15 protein-coding genes and 4 tRNA genes are annotated in these 16,587 nt (G+C 60.7%); 12 read left to right on the plus strand and 7 right to left on the minus strand.

Features of this window, described 5'->3' with window-relative positions; translation table 11 throughout:
* Nucleotides 1-47 precede the first annotated feature (47 nt).
* Nucleotides 48-674, minus strand: a complete 627-nt coding sequence (locus BFQ01_RS05610; RefSeq protein WP_065924517.1) for a hypothetical protein — start codon at nt 672-674, stop codon at nt 48-50.
* Nucleotides 675-763: 89 nt separating this feature from the next.
* Here BFQ01_RS05610 and BFQ01_RS05615 point away from each other — a divergent pair, with 89 nt between their 5' ends.
* Nucleotides 764-1,696 (plus strand): LysR family transcriptional regulator, encoded by a 933-nt coding sequence (locus tag BFQ01_RS05615; RefSeq protein ID WP_065924554.1) that lies wholly within the window; start codon nt 764-766, stop codon nt 1,694-1,696.
* A 69-nt stretch (nt 1,697-1,765) separates the two neighbouring features.
* Here the strand turns inward: BFQ01_RS05615 and BFQ01_RS05620 are convergent, their stop codons facing one another.
* Both BFQ01_RS05620 and BFQ01_RS05625 read right to left on the minus strand, forming a co-directional pair.
* On the minus strand, nt 1,766-2,173 hold the full coding sequence (locus tag BFQ01_RS05620) for a PA2817 family protein (RefSeq protein WP_010567536.1): 408 nt from the start codon (nt 2,171-2,173) through the stop codon (nt 1,766-1,768).
* Nucleotides 2,174-2,248: 75 nt separating this feature from the next.
* Nucleotides 2,249-4,696 carry an acyl-CoA dehydrogenase gene (locus tag BFQ01_RS05625; protein ID WP_065924518.1) on the minus strand — a complete coding sequence of 816 codons (2,448 nt, stop codon included), beginning with the start codon at nt 4,694-4,696 and terminating at the stop codon, nt 2,249-2,251.
* Nucleotides 4,697-4,887: 191 nt separating this feature from the next.
* Here BFQ01_RS05625 and BFQ01_RS05630 point away from each other — a divergent pair, with 191 nt between their 5' ends.
* The 4 genes from BFQ01_RS05630 (at nt 4,888) to BFQ01_RS05645 (ending at nt 8,064) form a co-directional block, all read left to right on the plus strand.
* Nucleotides 4,888-5,547, plus strand: a complete 660-nt coding sequence (locus BFQ01_RS05630; RefSeq protein ID WP_065924519.1) for a transglutaminase-like domain-containing protein — start codon at nt 4,888-4,890, stop codon at nt 5,545-5,547.
* A gap of 56 nt (nt 5,548-5,603) precedes the next feature.
* Nucleotides 5,604-6,221, plus strand: a complete 618-nt coding sequence (locus BFQ01_RS05635; protein WP_065924555.1) for a glutathione S-transferase family protein — start codon at nt 5,604-5,606, stop codon at nt 6,219-6,221.
* 134 nt (nt 6,222-6,355) lie between these two features.
* Nucleotides 6,356-7,288, plus strand: coding sequence for an ABC transporter ATP-binding protein (locus tag BFQ01_RS05640; RefSeq protein WP_027607098.1), 933 nt, complete (start codon nt 6,356-6,358; stop codon nt 7,286-7,288).
* Complete coding sequence (locus tag BFQ01_RS05645) at nt 7,285-8,064, plus strand: ABC transporter permease (protein ID WP_012723134.1); 780 nt, start codon at nt 7,285-7,287, stop codon at nt 8,062-8,064. Before BFQ01_RS05640 ends, BFQ01_RS05645 begins: the two co-directional genes overlap by 4 nt.
* Nucleotides 8,065-8,192: 128 nt before the next feature.
* Here BFQ01_RS05645 and BFQ01_RS05650 read toward each other — a convergent pair whose 3' ends face one another.
* Nucleotides 8,193-8,732 (minus strand): TetR/AcrR family transcriptional regulator, encoded by a 540-nt coding sequence (locus tag BFQ01_RS05650; RefSeq protein WP_065924520.1) that lies wholly within the window; start codon nt 8,730-8,732, stop codon nt 8,193-8,195.
* A gap of 91 nt (nt 8,733-8,823) precedes the next feature.
* Between BFQ01_RS05650 and BFQ01_RS05655 the strand changes: the two genes are divergently transcribed.
* From BFQ01_RS05655 to BFQ01_RS05665, 3 genes are all read left to right on the plus strand, one after another.
* A complete protein-coding gene (locus BFQ01_RS05655; RefSeq protein ID WP_065924521.1) occupies nt 8,824-10,023 on the plus strand; it encodes an MFS transporter in 1,200 nt (399 codons plus the stop codon).
* 88 nt (nt 10,024-10,111) lie between these two features.
* Nucleotides 10,112-11,260, plus strand: a complete 1,149-nt coding sequence (locus BFQ01_RS05660) for a TDT family transporter (RefSeq protein ID WP_065924522.1) — start codon at nt 10,112-10,114, stop codon at nt 11,258-11,260.
* 57 nt (nt 11,261-11,317) lie between these two features.
* Entirely contained in the window at nt 11,318-13,192 is a 1,875-nt protein-coding gene (locus BFQ01_RS05665) for an MFS transporter (RefSeq protein ID WP_065924523.1), read from the plus strand.
* Between the two features lie 56 nt (nt 13,193-13,248).
* Here the strand turns inward: BFQ01_RS05665 and sugE are convergent, their stop codons facing one another.
* From sugE to rdgC, 3 genes are all read right to left on the minus strand, one after another.
* Complete coding sequence (gene sugE / locus BFQ01_RS05670) at nt 13,249-13,563, minus strand: quaternary ammonium compound efflux SMR transporter SugE (protein WP_027607103.1); 315 nt, start codon at nt 13,561-13,563, stop codon at nt 13,249-13,251.
* Nucleotides 13,564-13,670: 107 nt separating this feature from the next.
* Nucleotides 13,671-14,636 (minus strand): bile acid:sodium symporter family protein, encoded by a 966-nt coding sequence (locus tag BFQ01_RS05675; RefSeq protein WP_065924524.1) that lies wholly within the window; start codon nt 14,634-14,636, stop codon nt 13,671-13,673.
* 91 nt (nt 14,637-14,727) lie between these two features.
* Nucleotides 14,728-15,648, minus strand: a complete 921-nt coding sequence (gene rdgC / locus BFQ01_RS05680) for a recombination-associated protein RdgC (RefSeq protein ID WP_065924525.1) — start codon at nt 15,646-15,648, stop codon at nt 14,728-14,730.
* Between the two features lie 159 nt (nt 15,649-15,807).
* Here rdgC and BFQ01_RS05685 point away from each other — a divergent pair.
* The 4 genes from BFQ01_RS05685 (at nt 15,808) to BFQ01_RS05700 (ending at nt 16,327) form a co-directional block, all read left to right on the plus strand.
* Nucleotides 15,808-15,883, plus strand: a tRNA-Val gene (locus BFQ01_RS05685).
* A gap of 19 nt (nt 15,884-15,902) precedes the next feature.
* Nucleotides 15,903-15,979: transfer RNA gene (locus tag BFQ01_RS05690), tRNA-Asp, on the plus strand.
* A 176-nt stretch (nt 15,980-16,155) separates the two neighbouring features.
* Nucleotides 16,156-16,231 (plus strand) — tRNA-Val (locus BFQ01_RS05695).
* A 19-nt stretch (nt 16,232-16,250) separates the two neighbouring features.
* Nucleotides 16,251-16,327, plus strand: a tRNA-Asp gene (locus tag BFQ01_RS05700).
* Nucleotides 16,328-16,587 lie beyond the last annotated feature (260 nt).

A 16,587-nucleotide genomic window follows, 5' to 3' on the forward strand; every position in this document is an offset into this window, starting at 1 on the left:
CCACTGGGAGGCTTATCTAAAAACTCGATAGCACCCGACTCTGCTCTCTAGTCCAGGCTGTAACGCACCGACAACGCACCCTTTTTCTCCGAAAGCGCCAGGATCGTTACCTGACCCAACTCGCCCAGCGTTTGCACATGGGTACCGCCGCAAGCGTAGGTGGGCAGATCACCGAAGCCCACTTCGCGGGTGCCGTCGTCCAGGGCCATATGGCGCGGGTAGTCGGCGGCGATCCATTGGTTGATCTGCTGTTGAATGATCTCGGCGTCCATGGCTTGCGCGGTTTCGCCACGGATAAAAGTGATCTTGCCTTCACCTGGCCAGTGGTGCGCCTTGATCGGCATCCAACCCAGGGTTTCGCCAGCGTTGCCGATCAAATGCCCGGCGGAGTGCAGGCGGGTGTGCAGGGCGCGGCGTGGTTCGTCGACCCGCGCGGTGATGGGGCCCGGTTCCACCGGTTGGTTGACATAGTGCACCACGCGATCGGTTTCCTGGGTGACTCGCAGCACCTGGCTGTCGCCCAGCCAGCCGGTATCGAACGGCTGGCCACCGCCTTGGGGATGGAAAATCGTCGACTGCAAAACGACCGCAAACTGGCCCTCGCAGGGGGTGCAACTGAGTACTTCAAGCTCGGCGGTCAGGTGGTCATGGGTGAAAAACAGGCGCTCGGTCATTTTCTACATCCGCATCAGGGTTCTGCGGGCAGTATAAATATTGCCTGGATAGGTGATAATCCGCTCAAATATCAATGGACCTGTGCGTCATGAGCATCAATCTTCCTTTGCCGCTGCTGGGCGAAATGGCGATTTTCGTCAAGGTAGTAGAGACCGGCAGCTTCTCCGAAGCGGCGCGGCAGTTGAGCGTTTCGCCGTCGGCTGTAAGCCGCAGTATTTCGCGCCTGGAAAAGGCCCTGTCCACCCGTTTGCTGCAACGCACCACGCGCAAATTGCGCCTGAGTGAAGCCGGTGAGGAGGTTTTCAAGCGCTGCCAGGAAATGGTCAGCGCGGCGCGCTCAGTGATGGAAATCAGCGGCCAGTTCACCCACGAGGCCGAGGGCCTGGTGCGGGTCAGTGTGCCGAAGGCGGTGGGGCGGTTTGTGGTGCACCCGCATATGCCGGAGTTCCTGCGGCGTTATCCCAGGGTGGATGTGCAATTGATCCTCGAGGACCGGCATGTGGACCTGATCGATGACAATGTCGACCTCAGCATCCGCATCACCGACAGCCCGCCGCCGGGCCTGGTGGGGCGGCAGTTATTGCCGATTGAGCATTTACTCTGTGCCACGCCGCAGTATCTAGCCGAGCATGGTGCGCCGGAGCATCCCCATGATTTGCTGGCGCACAGTTGCATCTATCTCGGTGAAACCCCGGGGGATTCACGCTGGAAATTCCGCCAGGGCGGCAAGGCGGTGACGGTCGGCGTGCGTGGACGTTATGCGGCGAACCACACCGGCGTTCGGCTGGATGCGGTGTTGCAGCACGTGGGAATTGGCAGCTTGCCGTATTTCACCGCGCGGCATGCGTTGGAGGAGGGGCGGTTGGTACAGGTGCTGCCCGGGTGGGACTTTATTGCGTCCTACCATGGCGAAGCGTGGTTGTTGCATTCGCCCACGCGTTACCTGCCGCCGAAGCTTCGGGTGTTTATCGATTATCTGGTGGAGTGCATGGCGAGGGAGCCGACATTGCGCCGGCGATAGGCGCACGGTCGAAAATGTGGGAGGAGGGCTTGCTCCCTCCCGCATTCAGTTATGCAGTGTCTTGAACAATCAGTGTTTGCTTTGGTCCTGCGGCATGGCCAGCAGTTGCTTTTCCTGGTTCCAGTCGAAGGGTTCGTCGTTTTGTTCGGCTTCAAAGCGACGCTCTTCCAGGGCCTGGTACAGGTCCAGTTCTTCGTCGGGCATGAAGTGCAGGCAATCGCCGCCGAAGAACCACAGCAGGTCGCGCGGGACCAGGTGGGCGATCTGCGGGTAGCGCAGGATGACCTGGCTCATCAGGTCCTGGCCCAGGTACTGGCTTTCGATCGGGTCGATCGGCAGCAGGGCGCGCAGTTCGTCGAAGCGCTCCAGGAACAGGGTGTGGCTTTCCTCGGGCACCTGTTCGGCTTCGCCGACGGCAACCAGGATGCTGCGCAGGTGGTCGAGCAAGACGAGATGATCGGCAACGACGTTGGACACGAGATAAGTCCTCTAAAGCAAAAACGGGCGCGAGAGTATATGCCTCTCGCGCCCGTTTTTATATGACCGCCGGACTCAGCGGACTTTACCTTCAGCGTGTACCAGCTCTTCCTTGCTGAAATCATCCACGTCGATCACCTTGCGCCGTGCCGCTTCGGCGTCGCGCAAGCTCTGCGCTTCCGCCGGTTGCAGCACACCGGCGTGCAGGGCGGCATCGATCGCATGTTCGCCGGCAGCGGGTTTGACCTGGCCACTTTTGAGCGCGGTGTGCAGTTTTTTCTGCAATGGATGGCTGGCACCCAATAGATCGTAGGCGTGTTGCAGAGCGCCCACTGGATCTTCTGCCGATTGTGGGCGGTAGCAGCCGGCCAGCAATTCTTCCAGGGTCGGGTCGCCTTTGGCGCGGCCAATCACCGCGGCCACTTCGGCATCCAGCGCATCGGACGGACCGGTATGGCGACGCCCGAACGGGAATACAATCACCCGCAGCAGGCAACCCAGCACTTTATTCGGGAAGTTGCTCAGCAGCTCATCCAACGCACGCTCGGACTCGCCGAGGCTTTCTTCCATGGCCCAGGCGAACAGCGGTTCCAAGTGATCCGGCGAATCCAGGTCGTGGTAACGCTTGAGTGCCGCCGACGCCAGGTACATATGGCTTAGCACGTCACCGAGGCGTGCCGACAGGCGTTCGCGGCGTTTCAACTCGCCACCCAGCAGCATCATGCTCAGGTCCGCCAGCAGCGCGAACGCGGCAGCCTGGCGGTTCAATGCGCGGAAATAACCCTGGCTCAAACGGTTGCCCGGGGCTTTCTCGAAGTGCCCCACGCCGAGGTTCAGCACCAGGGTGCTGGCGGCATTGCTCACGGCAAAACCAATGTGTTGCATCAGCAGCCCGTCGAACTCCTTCAGCGCCTGATCGTGGTCCTCACGCCCGGCCAGCGCCATTTCCTTGAGCACGAACGGATGGCAGCGGATGGCACCCTGGCCGAAGATCATCAGGTTGCGCGAGAGGATGTTCGCGCCTTCCACGGTGATGAAGATCGGCGCGCCCTGCCAGCTGCGGCCCAGGTAGTTGTTCGGGCCCATGATGATGCCCTTGCCGCCGTGTACGTCCATGGCGTGGCTGATGCACTCACGGCCGCGTTCGGTCAGGTGGTACTTGAGGATCGCCGACAGCACCGAGGGTTTTTCCCCAAGGTCCACGGCATTGGCGGTGAGCATGCGTGCGCTGTCCATCAGCCAGGCGTTGCCGCCGATGCGCGCCAGGGCTTCCTGGATACCTTCGAAGGCTGACAGCGGTACGTTGAACTGCTCGCGCACCTGGGCGTACTGGCCGGTGACCAGGCTGGTGAACTTGGCGGCGCCGGTACCCACGGCGGGCAGGGAGATCGAACGGCCGACCGACAGGCAGTTCATCAGCATCATCCAGCCTTTGCCGAGCATTTCCTGGCCGCCGATGAGGTATTCCAAGGGGATGAACACGTCCTTGCCGGAGTTCGGACCGTTCATGAACGCGGCGCCGAGGGGCAGGTGGCGACGGCCGATTTCCACACCGGGGGTGTCGGTCGGGATCAGCGCGAGGCTGATACCCAGGTCTTCTTCTTCACCCAGCAGGTGGTCTGGGTCGTGGGCCTTGAAGGCCAGGCCCAGCAGGGTCGCGACCGGGCCAAGGGTGATGTAGCGTTTTTCCCAGTTCAGGCGCAGGCCGAGGGTTTCCTTGCCTTCCCATTCGCCTTTGCAGATCACCCCCGTGTCAGGCATGGCGCCGGCATCGGAGCCCGCCAGCGGGCCGGTGAGGGCGAAGCAGGGGATGTCATCGCCACGCGCCAGGCGTGGCAGGTAGTGGTTGCGTTGTTCGTCGGTGCCGTAATGCAACAGCAATTCGGCCGGGCCGAGGGAGTTGGGCACCATCACTGTGGAGGCCAGGTCGCCGCTGCGGGTGGCGAGTTTCATCGCGACCTGGGAGTGGGCATAAGCGGAGAAGCCCTTGCCGCCATATTCCTTGGGAATGATCAGGGCGAAGAAACCGTGGGTCTTGATGTGCTCCCACGCTGCCGGCGGCAGGTCCATGGCCTGGCCGATTTCCCAGTCGCTGACCATGGCGCAGAGTTCTTCGGTGGGGCCGTCGATAAAGGCCTGTTCTTCCTCGGTCAGTTGCACCTTGGGGTAGGCCAGCAGCTTGTCCCAGTCGGGACGACCGCTGAACAGTTCGCCGTCCCACCACACGGTGCCGGCGTCGATGGCGTCGCGCTCGGTCTCGGACATCGGCGGCAAGACTTTCTGGAACCAGCTGAACAGCGGCTTGGTGAAGTATTGGCGGCGCAGGTCCGGCAGCAGCAAGGGCGCGGCCACCACTGCGATCAATACCCAGAAAATCAGCAGCAGCCAACCCGGTGCATGGCTCCAGGCGCCCATCGCCAGCAGGTAAACGGCGACCACGCCCAGGGCGGGCAGGGGGGCGACGCGGCGATGTGCCAGGTAGGCAATGCCGACCACCAGAACCAGTATCCACAACAACAGCATATTCAATCCTCCGTGAAACCAGGGGCGAAACCACCAGGGAGCTTAGTCGGCATCCGAACAAGCGGGGTGATCAGGGTGTTACAAGTTGTACTGGGAACACCTGGCATCAGGCGCCGACATTTGGCCGAATCGTCGTTATCTCCGTGGCGGACCTGTCGTTAAACTCCAGGCTTCCTTCGGAGATCAAGCTCATGGATACGTATCTGAGTCCCAGCCGCTTCATCGATAGTGACCACCCTGCGGTGGTGGAGTTCGCCGAAAAACACCGCGGCTCCAGCGCGAATTTACGTGACCAGGCGGTCAGTCTCTATTACGCCGTGCGTGAGGCGATTCGCTATAACCCCTACACCTTCAGCCGCGATCCCGCCACCTTGAATGCCAGCTTCGCCCTGGCCGCCGGCGAAAGCTATTGCGTGCCCAAGGCCACCTTGCTCGCCGCCTGCGCCCGTCACTGCGGCATCCCGGCGCGCATCGGTCTTGCGGATGTGCGCAATCACCTGTCGACACCGCGCCTGATCGCGTTGCTCAAAAGCGATGTGTTTGCCATGCATGGCTACACCGAGCTTTACCTGGACGGCCGCTGGGTCAAGGCGACGCCGGCGTTCAACCGCCAACTCTGTGAGGTGTTCGACGTACCACCACTGGACTTCGACGGGATCAGCGACAGCGTATTCCATGCATTCAACCGCCAGGGGCAGCGCTCGATGGAGTACGTGGTGGACCATGGGCAGTTTCCCGATGTGCCCGAGGATTTCTTCTTCGCCCATCTGGAGAAATGTTACCCACACCTGTTTGCTGAACAGATGCCGATCTTGTCGGGCGACTTGCCGAGCGATTTGAGCCGCGGGTGAACCGGCGTATGCTGCTGCGTTCATCCAGCCATGTTCATCAACAAAAAGGCGCGGTCATGCTGAAGATCTGGGGTCGTAAAAATTCATCAAACGTCAGGAAAGCACTGTGGTGCGCCGAGGAACTCGGCCTGGACTATGAGGCAATTGATGCGGGCGGGGCTTTTGGTGTGGTCTACACGCCGCAATACCGGGCATTGAACCCGAATGGCCGGGTGCCGATGATCGAGGACGGCGACTTTGTGTTGTGGGAGTCCAACACCATCGTGCGCTACCTCTGTGCCAAGCACGGGTCGGCGTTTTACCCGAGCGACCTGCAAGTGCGTGCCAGCGCCGAAAAATGGATGGACTGGACCACCTCGACCCTCGCCGAGCCGTTCAAGGCCGTGTTCTGGGGCGTTGTGCGCACCCCCGCGGAAAAGCGGAACTGGGACAGCATCAACGCTGGGTGTCAGGCCTGTATCGATGCACTGAGCACCGTGGACAGCGCATTGGCCCACCAGCCTTACCTGTCGGGCGACACCTTTGGCATCGGTGATATTCCCCTCGGCTGCTTTATCTACGCCTGGTTCGAGATGCCCATCGAACGCCCTGCGATGCCCAACCTAGAGGCCTGGTACCAGCGTCTGCAACAGCGCCCGGCCTACCGCAAGGCGGTCATGACCGCGTTGACTTAATACTGACTATTAATACAGGTGACTGTACTTGTGCGGCGCGGGCAAGCACCATGCCTGTCATGCGCCGCCGTTGAACTACCTGCGCTGCGCCCTCATCTACTCTTTCTATTCCCTTCTTTGGTGCGTATTCCGATATGAGTTCCGCTCTGTCCATCCGGCAGCTAACCAAAACCTACGGCAACGGTTTCCAGGCCCTGAGTGGTATCGATCTGGACGTTGCCGAAGGTGACTTCTTCGCCTTGCTCGGCCCCAACGGCGCCGGCAAATCCACCACCATCGGTATCCTCTCCACTCTGGTCAACAAGACCAGCGGCACGGTGAATATCTTCGGCCACGACCTGGACAAATCCCCGGCGGCGCTCAAGCGCTCCATCGGTGTGGTGCCCCAGGAATTCAACTTTAACCAGTTCGAAAAGACTTTCGACATTGTCGTGACCCAGGCTGGCTACTACGGCATCCCGGCGAAAGTTGCCAAGGAGCGCGCCGAGCAATACCTGACCCAGTTGGGCCTGTGGGACAAGCGCGACGTGCCGTCCCGCTCGCTGTCCGGCGGCATGAAGCGTCGCCTGATGATTGCCCGCGCACTGGTGCATGAACCGCGCCTGTTGATCCTCGATGAGCCCACCGCCGGCGTGGACATCGAACTGCGTCGTTCGATGTGGACCTTCCTCACCGAGCTGAACGAGAAGGGCATCACCATCATCCTCACCACCCATTACCTGGAGGAGGCTGAGCAGCTGTGCCGCAACATCGGCATCATCGACCACGGCACCATCGTCGAGAACACCAGCATGCGTAACCTGCTGGGCCAACTGCATGTGGAAACCTTCCTGCTCGACCTGAAGAACAACCTGTCGGCACCGCCGCAACTGCTCGGCTACCCCAGCCGCCTGGTGGACAGCCACACCCTGGAAGTCCAGGTGGATAAAGCCATGGGCATCACTGCGTTGTTCACCCAGTTGGCGGCGCAGAACATCGACGTGCTGAGCCTGCGTAATAAAACCAATCGCCTTGAGGAGTTGTTCGTGTCCCTGGTGGAGAAAAATCTGACGAAGGTGGCGGTATGAGTTCTGAGCTGCAACCCAACCTCGTCGCACTGCAGACCATCGTCTACCGCGAAGTGAAGCGCTTTACCCGGATCTGGCCGCAGACCCTGCTGCCGCCGGCGATCACCATGGTGTTGTACTTTGTGATCTTCGGTAACCTGATCGGCCGGCAGATCGGCGACATGGGTGGTTTCACCTATATGGAGTACATCGTGCCGGGCCTGATCATGATGTCGGTGATCACCAACTCCTACGGCAACGTGGTCTCCAGTTTCTTCGGCAGTAAGTTCCAGCGCTCCATCGAAGAGCTGATGGTCTCGCCGGTGTCGCCGCATACCATTTTGATCGGCTACACCCTGGGTGGCGTACTGCGCGGCTTGATGGTGGGCGTGATCGTGACGCTGCTATCACTGTTCTTCACCCACCTGCAGGTGCATCACCTCGGCGTCACCATTCTGGTGGTGGTGCTGACGGCGACCATCTTCTCGCTGCTGGGGTTTATCAACGCCGTGTTTGCACGCAACTTCGATGACATCTCGATCATCCCGACTTTCGTGCTGACGCCGCTGACCTACCTGGGCGGGGTGTTCTACTCCATCACCTTGCTGCCGCCGTTCTGGCAGACCGTGTCGCTGGCCAACCCGGTGCTGCACATGGTCAACGCCTTCCGCTACGGCATCCTGGGCGTGTCGGATATCAAGATCAGCGTGGCGATCACCTTCATGCTGGTGGCGACTGTGGTGTTGTATATCGGTTGCGCGAAGCTGCTGGTGAGCGGGCGCGGGATGCGTACCTGATAAAACGCGGTCAAAAAATGTGGGAGGGGGCTTGCTCCCGATTGCGATGTGTCAGCTACAGATAAGCTGACTGACATACCGCTATCGGGAGCAAGCCCCCTCCCACATTTGGTTTTTGTGTCAGGTCTTCAGGCTTTCAGTGCCAGCTCGATCAGCGCGTGCAGCTCTTCAACCGTCAGCGGCGCGCTTGAGAACAGAATACGAAACACCGTCGGCGCTGCCAGCAGATTGATCAAGTGGTCCACGCTCGGTGGCGACTGGTGCGGATAACGGTCGACAATCGCCTGCAGCTGCCCACTCAAGATGCTCACGCAGTAGCCCGGCGTCCCCCTGCATTGCAGGTCGCGCATCATGTTGCGGCCCGGCTCCGAACTCATCTCATCCAGGTATTGCTCGGCCCACGCCCGCAAGTCACCACGCAGGCTGCCGGTGTTGGCGGGCTCGCTGTCGGGGCGCATGCGCGCCAGGGCCACATCCGCCAGCAGCACCGAGAGGTCGCCCCAGCGCCGATAGATGGTCGAGGGCGTTACGCCTGCGCGCGCGGCAATCATCGGCACCGTGACACTGGAGCGCTCATGGGTTTCGAGCAATTCACGCACGGCCGAATGGACCGATTCCTGTACCCGGGCACTGCGGCCCCCCGGGCGGAGGCCTTCTTTTATCGCCATGCGTGTGACCTTAACACAAAGAATTTGCTTTAAGCGCCGGCGAGTAGCACACTCCGCAAAAGCAAAAAATTAGCTTTAGCGGAGCGTGCCCATGTCCAGCCTCACTTCTCATCGTTCCAGCCTGGTGTTCCTCGCGGTCACGTTGCTGACGTTTCTCGCCGCTTCCAGTGCGCCGACACCGTTGTATCACCTGTACCAGGAGGGGCTGCATTTTTCGGCGGGCACGCTCACGCTGATCTTTGGCGTGTACGCCCTGAGCCTGTTGGCGGCGCTGTTGACCGTGGGCGCGCTGTCGGACCACCTGGGACGCAGGCCAGTGATTTTTACGGCGTTGGTCCTGAATATGTTGGCGATGCTGCTGTTTATCAATGAAGACAGCGTGGCCTGGCTGATCGCTGCGCGTACCGTACAGGGGTTTGCCACCGGCATGGCCACGGCGGTGCTGGGCGCGGCCTTGCTCGACACCGACCGCCAGCAGGGCCCGCTGGTCAACAGCGTGGCGCCGCTGCTGGGCATGGCGTGCGGTGCGATGGGCAGCAGCGTGCTGGCGGAGTTCGCGCCACTGCCGACGCAGTTGATCTACTGGACGCTGCTGACGCTGATGCTGATGCAGGCGCTGTATGTGTGGCGCCTGCCGGAAACCGTTGATCGTATTCCCGGTGCACTGGCCTCGCTGCGCCCCACGCTGCATGTGCCGCCCCAGGCGCGTCGCGCGTTGTGGCTGTCATTGCCGGTGGACGTGGCGGTGTGGGCGATGGGGGGCTTTTACCTGTCCCTGGCGCCGTCGCTGGTACGGGCGGCGACAGGCTCTACATCGAACCTTATCGGTGGCGGCCTGGTGGCGGTGCTGACGTTGAGTGGCGCGCTGATGATCTTCACCCTGCGCAATCGCCCGGCCAGCAAGGTGCTGCGCCTGGGCGCGACGCTGCTGGCGGTGGGGGTGGCGCTGATCCTTACTGCGGTGCACAGCGCCAGCCTGCCGCTGTTTTTTATCGCCACATTGATCGCCGGCAGCGGCTTCGGCGCCGGCTTTCTCGGCGCATTGCGCAGTGTGGTGCCGCTGGCTTTGCCCCATGAACGGGCAGGCTTGATGTCGGCATTCTATGTGCTGAGTTATTTGGCGTTCTGCTTACCTTCGCTGCTGGCGGGCAACCTGATTCGCAGCTTTGGCCTGATCGTCACCACCGACGGTTACGGCGCTGTACTGATCCTGCTGGCCCTCGGGGCGTTGGTCGCCTTGCTGCTGCAGGATTCGGCAAAATCCAAGGCGGCCTGCATATCTGTAAAGTAGATAACAGTTAGAGATATTACCCGTTATATAGATATTCGAACAGGTTCTACCATGGCCTCAACCTCATGCGAGGAAGAGGATTGCCATCATGAACTGCTCGACGACCATCAGCTACAAACCCTTCAGTCACCTGACCCGGCCTCGGGAAGTGATTCGCCAATTCACCCCCAACTGGTTCGCCGCGACCATGGGCACCGGCGTGCTGGCGCTGGCCCTGGCGCAATGGCCGGTCAACCTGCCAGGTGTGCAGGTCATTGCCGAAGCACTGTGGTGGTTCACCATTGGTCTGTTCATTCTGTTCAGTGCCCTGTATACCGCGCGCTGGGTGATGTTTTTCCAGGAGGCGCGGCGGATTTTCGGGCACTCCACGGTCTCGATGTTCTTCGGCACCATCCCCATGGGCCTGGCGACCATTCTCAATGGCTTGCTGCTGTTTGGCCTGCCGCGTTGGGGCGCCGATGTGATTGCGTTGGCCGAAGCCCTGTGGTGGCTGGATGTGGCGATGGCCCTGGCCTGCGGTGTGCTGATTCCCTTCATGATGTTCACCCGCCAGGAACACAGCATCGATCAGATGACTGCGGTCTGGTTGCTGCCGGTGGTGGCGGCCGAAGTCGCCGCAGCCAGCGGCGGCTTGCTCGCGCCGCACCTGGCGGACGCTCATTCGCAACTGGTGATGCTGGTGACCAGCTACGTGTTGTGGGCGTTTTCCCTGCCGGTGGCGTTCAGCATCCTGACCATCCTGATGTTGCGCATGGCCCTGCACAAACTGCCCCACGCCAACATGGCGGCGTCGAGCTGGCTGGCGCTGGGCCCGATCGGTACCGGTGCCCTGGGCATGTTGTTGCTGGGCGGCGATGCTCCGGCGATCTTTGCCGCCAATGGCTTGTCCGGCGTGGGTGAAATAGCCAATGGGCTCGGCCTGGTCGCAGGCATCACCCTGTGGGGCTTCGGCTTGTGGTGGATGCTGATCGCGGTATTGATCACCCTGCGTTACCTGCGCGGCGGTATCCCGTTCAACCTCGGTTGGTGGGGCTTTACCTTCCCATTGGGGGTGTACGCCCTGGCCACGCTGAAGTTGGCGAGCCTGCTGCACCTGGGCTTCTTCAGCGCCTTCGGTAGCCTGCTGGTGGTGGCGTTGGCGCTGATGTGGCTGATCGTGGCCAAGCGCACCGTGCAGGGCGCCTATAAGGGAGAGCTTTTTGTTTCGCCGTGCATTGCAGGACTAGGGAATAAGTAAGCGGAGTTAGGTAAAGTCGTGGCCTGATAACTATTAGGCCACGCAGGAACACGGACGATGAGCCACCCCTCACAATTCACCTTGCTGCGCACACGGCGCTTCCTGCCGTTTTTCATCACCCAGTTGCTGGGCGCTTTCAACGACAACATCTTCAAGCAATCGCTGATCCTGGCGATTCTCTACAAGCTCACCATCGACGGTGACCGCAGCATTTGGGTCAACCTGTGCGCCTTGCTGTTTATCCTGCCGTTCTTCCTGTTTTCGGCGCTGGCCGGGCAGTTTGGCGAAAAATTCAACAAGGATGCGTTGATCCGTGCGATCAAGATCGGCGAGATCGTGATCATGGCCGTCGGTGCCACAGGCTTCCTGTTCAACCATTTGGAATTGATGCTGCTGGCGTTGTTTGCCATGGGTACCCATTCGGCGCTGTTCGGTCCGGTGAAGTACTCGATCATGCCCCAGGCCCTGCACGAAGATGAGCTGGTAGGTGGCAACGGCCTGGTGGAGATGGGTACGTTCCTGGCCATCCTGGCCGGCACCATTGGCGCCGGTATCATGATGTCGTCCACCCATTACGCGCCGATCGTGGCGGTGGCGATTGTCGGCGTGGCGGTGCTGGGTTACCTGGCCAGCCGCAGCATTCCACGGGCGGCCGCATCCACGCCGCAACTGCGCCTGGATTGGAATATCTTCACCCAGTCCTGGGCCACGCTGCGCATGGGCCTGGGGCAGACGCCCGCGGTGTCGCGCTCGATTGTCGGTAACTCGTGGTTCTGGTTTGTCGGCGCGATCTACCTGACGCAGATCCCGGCCTACGCCAAGGAATGGTTGTACGGCGATGAAACCGTGGTCACCCTGATCCTCACGGTGTTCTCGGTGGGCATCGCCCTGGGCTCGATGCTCTGCGAAAAACTCTCCGGGCGTAAGGTGGAAATCGGCCTGGTACCGTTTGGCTCGTTCGGCCTGACGGTGTTCGGCCTGCTGCTGTGGTGGCATTCCGGCGGTTTCCCGCAGAACGTCCAGGCCAACGATTGGCTCGCGGTGCTCAGCTACGGCCAAGCCTGGTGGGTGTTGTTCGATATCCTTGGCCTGGGTGTGTTCGGCGGCTTCTATATCGTGCCGCTGTACGCGCTGATCCAGTCGCGTACCGCCGAGAACGAGCGGGCGCGGGTGATCGCCGCCAACAACATTCTCAATGCGCTGTTCATGGTGGTATCGGCGATCGTGTCGATCCTGCTGCTGAGCGTGGCCAAGCTGTCGATCCCGGAGTTGTTCTTGGTGGTGTCGCTGCTCAACATCGCGGTCAACGCCTACATCTTCAAGATCGTCCCCGAGTTCACCATGCGCTTCATGATTTGGCTGCTCAGCCACTCCATGTACCGCGTGGAGCATCGCAACCTCGACCTGATCCCGGACGAAGGCGCAGCGTTGCTGGTGTGCAATCACGTGTCGTTTGTCGATGCGTTGTTGATCGGTGGCGCGGTGCGTCGGCCGATTCGCTTTGTCATGTACTACAAGATCTACCGTTTGCCGGTGCTGAACTTTATCTTCCGCACCGCCGGGGCGATTCCGATTGCCGGGCGCAATGAAGATATCCAGATCTACGAAAAGGCCTTCACGCGCATTGCCCAGTACCTGAAGGACGGGGAGTTGGTGTGTATCTTCCCGGAAGGCAAATTGACGGCGGATGGCGAGATGAATGAGTTCCGTGGTGGGGTGACGCGCATCCTGGAAGAGACACCGGTGCCGGTGATTCCGATGGCGTTGCAGGGGCTGTGGGGGAGTTTCTTCAGCCGCGATCCGCACAAGGGCTTCTTTCATCGGATCTGGTCGCGGGTGGTATTGGTGGCGGGTGAGCCTGTTGCCGTGGGGGCGGCTACGCCTGCGCAGTTGCAGGCGGTGGTGGGTGTTTTGCGGGGGAGTGTCAGGTAGTTCTGTGCTGGATGTTCCGGACTCATCGGGGGCTTGCCCCCGATGGCGGTAGCGGCCTAAGCGCTGATCTTAAGCCCAACAAGCCCGCAAATGATCAACGCCACACTGGCCAATCGAAACAACGCCATGGACTCCCCGAACAGGACAATCCCGGCAATCACGGTGCCCACCGCACCCACGCCGGTCCAGATGGCATAGGCGGTGCCCAGGGGCAGTTCTTTCATGGCCAGCCCCAGCAGGCCGAGGCTGATAGCCATGGCTGCAATCGTCAGGGCCGTGGGCAGTGGCTTGCTGAAACCGTCGGTGTACTTGAGGCCGACGGCCCAGCCGACTTCGAACAAGCCGGCAAAAAACAGAATGATCCAGGACATGATGACCTCGCTTCCATAGGCGGGGTCGTCCCCGGATTGTGCGCCTCGACAGCGTCGCGAGGTCGTCCCCGCGAAGCTCGGTAGAGTGCCGAAAATTGATCATGCGATCAAGTTTGCGGCGTGTTCTCCATTACGCGGCGGTCTTCCTTCTCGCTCATGCGGCGGAAATACGTCGACAGCAATGCCCCGGAAATATTGTGCCAGACACTAAACAACGCACTGGGCACTGCCGCCAACGGCGAAAAGTGCGCACTGGCCAAGGCGGCGCCCAGCCCTGAGTTCTGCATGCCCACTTCCAGCGCCAACGACTTGCGTTGGGCCAATGGCAACTTGAACACGCGGCCGGTGAAGTAGCCCAGCAGGTAGCCGAAGCTGTTGTGCAGCATCACCACAGCCATGATCAGCAGGCCCGATTCGGCAATTTTCGCCTGGCTGGCAGCCACTACCGCGGCGACGATGATCACAATGCTGACCACCGACACCAGGGGCAGCACGTCCACCGCATGGCGGACCCGCTCGCCGAGCACGCGTTGCGCGACCACGCCGAGCACGATCGGCAGCAGCACCACTTGCAGGATCGACCAGAACAACTCCATGAACGACACCGGCAACCAGGCCGAGGCCAACAGCCAGATCAGCGCCGGGGTGAGCAGCGGGGCGAGGAGGGTGGTGACGGCAGCGATGGCCACCGACAGCGCCAGGTCGCCACGGGCCAGCCAGGTCATCACGTTGGAGGAGGTGCCGCTTGGGCAGCAACCGACCAGGATCACGCCGACGGCAATTTCCGGCGGCAGGTGAAAGGCCTGGCACAGCAGCCAGGCCACCCCCGGCATGATCACGAAATGCGCGACCACGCCCAGAGCCACGCGCCACGGGTGGCGAGCGACTTCGGCGAAGTCTTCAAGTTTGAGGGTCAGCCCCATGCCGAACATCACCAGGCCCAGCAGCGGGACGATGGCGCTTTTCAGGCCGATGAACCAGCTGGGCTCGAGGAAAGCCACGACGGCGAAGATCAACACCCAGTAGGCGAAGGTATTGCCGACGAAGCGGCTCAAGGCGGCGAGTGCGCGCATGGGGGTGTCCTTGTTATTAGATTCTTGAAGTGCAAATGCGATCAAATGTGTGAGGGGCAATTCCCCTCCCACAATTTGATCTTCAAACGGCTTAGATACCTTGCGGGGTTTCTTCGCCGCCAAGGGCTTCGATCAGCGCCGGCAGGAAGTCACCGAAGGTCAGCATCATCAGCGTGAAGCTGGCGTCCAGTTGACCCAGGGCCTCTTCACCACCGTCCTGTTCCGCCTGGTCTTGCAGCAGGTCTTCGAACTTCAGGCGCTTGACGGTCATCTTGTCGTCGAGCATGAAGGACAGCTTGTCCTGCCAGGCCAGGGACAATTGGGTCACGACTTTGCCGGTGGTCAGGTGCAACTGGATTTCTTCGCCGGTCAGGTCCTGGCGCTTGCAACGCACAATGCCGCCGTCTTCGTGGGTGTCGCGCAGTTCGCATTCGTCGAGGACGAAGAAGTCAGCGGCCGGTTTCTGGGTGGTGACCCATTCGGTCATGATGGCCGTGGGCGCGGTCTTCACGGTGAGTGGGCGAACCGGCAGGGTGCCGATCACTTCCCGCAGGGTGGAGAGCAGGTCTTCGGCGCGTTTCGGGCTGGCGGAGTTCACCAGGATCAGGCCCTGTTTCGGCGCGATGGCGGCAAAGGTCGACGAACGACGAATAAAGGCGCGGGGCAGGAAGGCCTGGATGATTTCATCCTTGATCTGGTCGCGTTCCTTTTTATAGACCTTGCGCATTTGCTCGGCTTCGATCTCTTCGACTTTCTCTTTCAGTGCGTCACGCACCACGCTACCCGGCAGGATGCGTTCTTCCTTGCGGGCGGCGATCAGCAGGAAGTCACCGCTGACGTGAACCAGGGGAGCGTCCTCGCCTTTACCGAAAGGCGCGACGAAACCGTAGGTGGTCAACTCCTGGCTTGCACAAGGGCGCGCCAGTTTGGTGGCCATGGCCGCTTCCAACGCCTCGGCATCAACAGGCAGATCTTGGGTCAGGCGATAGATAAGCAGGTTCTTGAACCACATGGGGTGAGTCTCTCCTTTATACAAAGGGGGGCATTATTCTCTTGATAGCGCCCCAGGCCAACCCTGCCTAAGCCATTGGAAGGCCTCAAAAAAAAGATTTAAGAAAGTGCTTGCCAGACCCAAGGTCGCTCCGTAGAATGCGCGCCACACCGAGACGAAGGGTGATTAGCTCAGCTGGGAGAGCATCTGCCTTACAAGCAGAGGGTCGGCGGTTCGATCCCGTCATCACCCACCATTCGCTTCATGTGTTACGCGCAGCGGTAGTTCAGTCGGTTAGAATACCGGCCTGTCACGCCGGGGGTCGCGGGTTCGAGTCCCGTCCGCTGCGCCATATTCTGTAGCCTGGAACGCTGAACGCCAGGTCACCACAGAAAGCCCGCCTGATCGCGGGCTTTTTGCTGTCCGGAATATGGCAAAAAATCGTACGATGAACTTTTTTTGAATAAATTGCATTTAAATCAAGACATTACGATTTTTTGGTGTATGATGCGCCCACACCGAAACGAAGGGTGATTAGCTCAGCTGGGAGAGCATCTGCCTTACAAGCAGAGGGTCGGCGGTTCGATCCCGTCATCACCCACCATTCGCTTCACGTGTTACGCGCAGCGGTAGTTCAGTCGGTTAGAATACCGGCCTGTCACGCCGGGGGTCGCGGGTTCGAGTCCCGTCCGCTGCGCCATATTCGGTTACCTGGCCCACTGAACGCCAGGTCACCACAGAAATCCCGCTCATTGAGCGGGTTTTTTTTTGCCTGCGATTTGACCTTTCTGCGCCTTGCCTTTGCGCTGACGCTACCTGACCTTTTTCTTGCGTGGCTGGCGCGTGGCCAAGTGCTCGAAGCAAAAAGACGCAGTGCCGAACACGGCGATTATGCTCAGGACGATCATGCCTAGGGTTGAGCTTTCCACGATGGGCTTCCTACGTGATGGAGTAGGCGTC

The organism is Pseudomonas sp. 8 R 14 (assembly GCF_900005955.1).
In the GTDB taxonomy this organism is placed as follows: Bacteria; Pseudomonadota; Gammaproteobacteria; order Pseudomonadales; family Pseudomonadaceae; genus Aquipseudomonas; species Aquipseudomonas marginalis.

Bases quoted from the DNA above. Each gene is read 5' to 3' on its own strand.
- BFQ01_RS05610 (WP_065924517.1), bottom strand. From the start codon at position 674: ATGACCGAGCGCCTGTTTTTCACCCATGACCACCTGACCGCCGAGCTT.
- BFQ01_RS05615 (WP_065924554.1), top strand. From the start codon at position 764: ATGAGCATCAATCTTCCTTTGCCGCTGCTGGGCGAAATGGCGATTTTC.
- BFQ01_RS05625 (WP_065924518.1), bottom strand. From the start codon at position 4,696: ATGCTGTTGTTGTGGATACTGGTTCTGGTGGTCGGCATTGCCTACCTG.
- BFQ01_RS05630 (WP_065924519.1), top strand. From the start codon at position 4,888: ATGGATACGTATCTGAGTCCCAGCCGCTTCATCGATAGTGACCACCCT.
- BFQ01_RS05635 (WP_065924555.1), top strand. From the start codon at position 5,604: ATGCTGAAGATCTGGGGTCGTAAAAATTCATCAAACGTCAGGAAAGCA.
- BFQ01_RS05640 (WP_027607098.1), top strand. From the start codon at position 6,356: ATGAGTTCCGCTCTGTCCATCCGGCAGCTAACCAAAACCTACGGCAAC.
- BFQ01_RS05645 (WP_012723134.1), top strand. From the start codon at position 7,285: ATGAGTTCTGAGCTGCAACCCAACCTCGTCGCACTGCAGACCATCGTC.
- BFQ01_RS05650 (WP_065924520.1), bottom strand. From the start codon at position 8,732: ATGGCGATAAAAGAAGGCCTCCGCCCGGGGGGCCGCAGTGCCCGGGTA.
- BFQ01_RS05655 (WP_065924521.1), top strand. From the start codon at position 8,824: ATGTCCAGCCTCACTTCTCATCGTTCCAGCCTGGTGTTCCTCGCGGTC.
- BFQ01_RS05660 (WP_065924522.1), top strand. From the start codon at position 10,112: ATGAACTGCTCGACGACCATCAGCTACAAACCCTTCAGTCACCTGACC.
- BFQ01_RS05665 (WP_065924523.1), top strand. From the start codon at position 11,318: ATGAGCCACCCCTCACAATTCACCTTGCTGCGCACACGGCGCTTCCTG.
- sugE (WP_027607103.1), bottom strand. From the start codon at position 13,563: ATGTCCTGGATCATTCTGTTTTTTGCCGGCTTGTTCGAAGTCGGCTGG.
- BFQ01_RS05675 (WP_065924524.1), bottom strand. From the start codon at position 14,636: ATGCGCGCACTCGCCGCCTTGAGCCGCTTCGTCGGCAATACCTTCGCC.
- rdgC (WP_065924525.1), bottom strand. From the start codon at position 15,648: ATGTGGTTCAAGAACCTGCTTATCTATCGCCTGACCCAAGATCTGCCT.